Origin of the sequence: Sphingobium sp. (assembly GCF_035511395.1) — a bacterium.
Taxonomy (GTDB): Bacteria; Pseudomonadota; Alphaproteobacteria; order Sphingomonadales; family Sphingomonadaceae; genus Sphingobium.
On record NZ_DATKFP010000347.1, the window covers coordinates 1 to 3,872 of the forward strand.

A 3,872-nucleotide genomic window follows, 5' to 3' on the forward strand; every position below is an offset into this window, starting at 1 on the left:
GGATCGAGCGAGACCGATCGTTCCTAGTCGGTTTCGCCTCCTCGGATATCGCAGACGATCCACGCGCCGCTGCCCTGATCAAGGCGATAGAGGCCGGGACTGGTGCCAAGGCTACCATGGTGGGCGGTGGCGGCGAGGGCCTGCTGGTCCGGCTCGAACAAGGTGATGCAGACCTCGTGATCGGCCGGTTCAAGGCAGACAGCCCGTGGCAGACCGAAGTTGCCTTCGGCCCCGCGCTCGATACCTCCGGGCCGCCGTCCGATCCCGTCGAGCTCAAGGCTGCCATGCGCAATGGCGAAAACCGGTGGATAATGACGGTCGAGCAGGCCAGCCGATCGGTAGCGGGCGATCAGGCGAAATGAGGAATCCGCACCTTCCCGAGGAACTCGCGGATACCATGCGCAAGGCGGTGGTGCTGGAATACTGGAACCTGTTCTGGAGCGCGACCATCATCCTGGCCATGGGTCTGGTGCTGGGTCAGAGCCAGACGATGAAGACCGCCTGGATCGAAGATACACTGGGCCTTGTCCCTCCGATCATGTTCCTCCTGGCAGCGCGGATCGAGCGCAAGGGAAAGGCCTCGAAACGGTTCCCCTTCGGTTTCCACCGGGTCAATGGTCTGGGTTTCTTCGTGGCCGCGGCGGCCTTGGCGAGCGTTGGCGGCGTCCTGCTTTATGATGCCGTCACGGCCTTGGTGATGGCTGAACATCCCAGCGTCGCCTCGGTGGTTTTGTTCGGACACGAGATCTGGCTTGGCTGGCTTATGATCGCTGCCCAGATATATTCGATGGTGCCGCCGATGCTGATCGGCCGCAAGGAACTGCCGCTCGCCAAAGCGCTCAATGACAAGCTGCTGCATACCGACGCCCTGATGAACAAGGCCAACTGGCTGACGGGCGCGGCTGGGCTGTTTGGCGTCATAGGCCTGGGAATTGGCTGGTGGTGGGCGGATTCGCTGGCGGCAGCAATCATCTCGCTCGACATCATCAACGACGGCGTGAAAGCGTTGCGCTCGTCGACTGCGGAACTTGTGGATGGCGCCCCGCGCGCACTCTCGGGGCCGGAACTCTCGGACGATGCACAGGCGTTGTGCGATCGTATCGAAGCCGAGTTTCCGGGGACCGACGTACGGCTGCGCGAAACCGGGCGCCTCATCCATGTCGAGGTCCACGGCACGCACCCACCCGGGGAATGTCGCAACCCGAACCACTACTGGCCTGGCCCGGAAGAACGCTCATGGCGCGTCGCGCAGGTGAGCTTCGTCCCTCCGACCACTACCGTACCGAAACAGTCCTGCACACCACTCGACCGGGCGAAGGCAAAGTTGATCTAGGTTGATGCGATTTTCCCCGGGCGTTGCGCAACTGACTGCGGCGCCGAACATTTTTCCAACCGGGCGTTCTCGATTTGGGCGCTGTTCAGGAGATGGAAGGTGCTCGTCGCACAATATATAGAGCCGGAAGCCGAGGCGCGGCGCGTCGGGGATGGCAAACGCACCGAACGAACGCCGCGCGCGTCGGTCGGGCAGGTCAAAAATGAGCCTGCGAGATCGGATGGCTTTGCCGGAGGCTCATCATCGCTTTTGTTGGAAGCGGCTCGCAGCGCCGGGACGTTCCAGCGTTCGGCACTGGGTCATCTCGAACACCCCGAATGGTCGGCGAGGGTCAAGGCTGACGGCCAACATCTGGCCGACGTCCTGCTTGCAATGGGATTTGTCGCCTCGACCGGCGAGGCGCCTACTGGTGAGGGTCGACGCAATGGCAGGTGATCACCTCGCCGACGAATTCCAGGCGAAAATCCGGGACCCGGATTTCCCGTGCGTGGGGGCAAAGTCGGCGCTTGCCAAAGGATCGCTGAAAGTCGTTTCGGCCCGCGATCTGACGAGTGCGTGGAACGACGTGGTGATCCACCGCGAACTTCTGGCGTGGAGCAAAGAGTATCAGCAGTCCCCCGCCGGGCTGCGCAGCCTCGCCATCGTGTTCGAAGGGCCGCTCGACCTGAGCGAACAAGGGTTCGAGGCGGCGATGTGGGAGCGCATCCAGTCGTTCGCCGACAAGGATGCGTGGTTGGGCCAGCCCTACGACAAGGCAGTCAGCGCGGATCCCGAGGACCCGCATTTTTCCCTCAGTTTCGGTGGCAGCGCCTTCTTCGTGGTCGGGCTTCACCCGAACGCATCGCGGCCGGCGCGACGTTTTCCGCACCCGGCGCTCGTCTTCAACCTGCACGAGCAGTTCGAGCACCTCCGCGAGGAAGGAAAGTACGAGCGCATGCGCGAACGCATCCTCGAGCGTGACATGGCGATTGCAGGCTCGGTCAACCCGATGCTGGCGCGGCACGGCGAAGCCAGCGAAGCGCGCCAGTACAGCGGCCGGTTGGTAGGTGCCGAGTGGGGATGTCCATTTCGGGATCCCCGCGAGTGAACGCGCGCACCGTGATCGAGCCGCGTAGCGGCACCGCATTCCTGCTGAAAGCCGGCAGCACCCTGACGGTCTTTGATCCGCTCGGTAGTCAGGTCTCCGATCTGCTGGCGTTTGCCGCTGACGATGTCCGCGAGGTGATTTCGAATGGGCGAACCTTCGATTACGAGGAGACGATAAGCCTCACCACGGGAAATCGTCTCTGGTCCAATCGGTCGCGCGTGCTCCTGGAAATCGTGGAAGACACGGTGGGATGCCACGATTTCCTGCTGACCCCCTGCAGCGAGGCCACGTTCCGGCATTTCTATCCCGAGCAGCCGGTGCATCGTGGCTGCTTTGGCAACCTGGCCGAGGCGCTGGAACCGTATGGCATCGAGCCCGATGCCATACCCACGGCGTTCAACCTTTTTATGAATGTACCCGTCAACGGCGAGACAGGGCATCTGCAAGTTCTGCCTCCGCCGAGCAAAGCGGGCGATTTCATCAAGATGCGGGCCGAGGAGGATTGCGTCATCGGCCTTACGGCATGCTCGGCCTACGCATCGAATGGCGGTACGTTCAAGCCAATTGAGTACGAGGTCGAACCAGCGTGATTGCGCCGATGCATGCCGGCCGTCTACGTTACTCATGCGGCAGAGAACAATATCATCCTCGACGATGACGCCTAGGATGAGGACTCTTTGATCAGGGCCAGAAGATAGCTTTGGAAGCCAGTGCGATGGCGGTGAGGAAGGCTGTCGATCATCGATCGTAGCGGGTACCAGCCCGGCGCAGTCCTTCAGGCGTCCCGACGGTGAGTGCGGCGATGTCCCGTTCACACGCGGATGTCACCAGATCGGCGTGCGGGGATCGGGGTAGCAGCTGTGCGCCATTGACATATGTGTCATTGGCGCTTAACGGACTGCCTGACCAGCTTGCAGACCATCGTCGAGTTGCCGGAGTTCCGACGGCGCGCGAAGGCCATCGTGACTAACGAAGAGCGGACAGCGCTGGTGGACTATATTGCGGCCAACCCGGAGGTGGGCGTCTCCTTGGGCGGGGGATTGCGCAAGGTTGGCATCCCCTGCGAGGGTGGCGGCAAAAGCGGCGGCTATCGGACCATCTATGTCCTGGGCGGCGCGCACATGCCGATCTTCCTCGTCACTGTGGTCGCCAAGAATGAGAAGGACAAGCTGACCAGGGCCGAGCAGGCCGCCGCCGTCGAGCTGGCAAAGGCGTTGGTCGCAACTTATGGAAACCGCAGATGAGCCCATATGAGAGCATCATGCAGGGACTGAACGAGGCGCTGGACCATGCTCAAGGCAAGGAGACCGGCGCAGTCGTCCACCAGATCGAAGTGCCCACGGTGGACGTCGCGGCGATCCGGGCCAGCACCGGCCTCTCGCAAGGCGCGTTCGCGCGCAGCATCGGCGTCGCCAAGGGAACGCTGCTCAACTGGGAACATGGCCGCCGCCA

7 protein-coding genes are annotated in these 3,872 nt (G+C 62.6%); all 7 read left to right on the forward strand.

All coding sequences use genetic code 11. The features are described 5' to 3' along the window. On the forward strand, window positions 1–362 hold a 362-nt coding region (locus VMR39_RS23665; RefSeq protein ID WP_325419804.1), incomplete at its 5' end, for a hypothetical protein. Beyond that, a complete protein-coding gene (locus VMR39_RS23670; protein WP_325419806.1) occupies window positions 359–1,333 on the forward strand; it encodes a cation transporter in 975 nt (324 codons plus the stop codon). The genes VMR39_RS23665 and VMR39_RS23670, both read left to right, overlap by 4 nt. A gap of 99 nt (window positions 1,334–1,432) precedes the next feature. Beyond that, window positions 1,433–1,768, forward strand: coding sequence for a hypothetical protein (locus tag VMR39_RS23675; protein ID WP_325419809.1), 336 nt, complete (start codon window positions 1,433–1,435; stop codon window positions 1,766–1,768). After that, window positions 1,758–2,420: a guanitoxin biosynthesis heme-dependent pre-guanitoxin N-hydroxylase GntA gene (gene gntA / locus VMR39_RS23680; RefSeq protein ID WP_325419811.1), complete on the forward strand. Its 663-nt coding sequence runs from the start codon at window positions 1,758–1,760 to the stop codon at window positions 2,418–2,420. The genes VMR39_RS23675 and gntA overlap by 11 nt, the downstream gene beginning before the upstream one ends. Continuing rightward, window positions 2,417–3,010 carry a DUF1989 domain-containing protein gene (locus tag VMR39_RS23685; protein WP_414712586.1) on the forward strand — a complete coding sequence of 198 codons (594 nt, stop codon included), beginning with the start codon at window positions 2,417–2,419 and terminating at the stop codon, window positions 3,008–3,010. The genes gntA and VMR39_RS23685 overlap by 4 nt, the downstream gene beginning before the upstream one ends. Window positions 3,011–3,331: 321 nt before the next feature. Next, on the forward strand, window positions 3,332–3,664 hold the full coding sequence (locus VMR39_RS23690; RefSeq protein WP_325419815.1) for a type II toxin-antitoxin system RelE/ParE family toxin: 333 nt from the start codon (window positions 3,332–3,334) through the stop codon (window positions 3,662–3,664). Beyond that, window positions 3,661–3,872, forward strand: a 212-nt coding sequence (locus VMR39_RS23695; RefSeq protein WP_325419817.1) for a transcriptional regulator, incomplete at its 3' end; no start/stop codon positions are given. The genes VMR39_RS23690 and VMR39_RS23695, both read left to right, overlap by 4 nt.

Bases quoted from the DNA above. Each gene is read 5' to 3' on its own strand.
- VMR39_RS23670 (WP_325419806.1), top strand. From the start codon at position 359: ATGAGGAATCCGCACCTTCCCGAGGAACTCGCGGATACCATGCGCAAG.
- gntA (WP_325419811.1), top strand. From the start codon at position 1,758: ATGGCAGGTGATCACCTCGCCGACGAATTCCAGGCGAAAATCCGGGAC.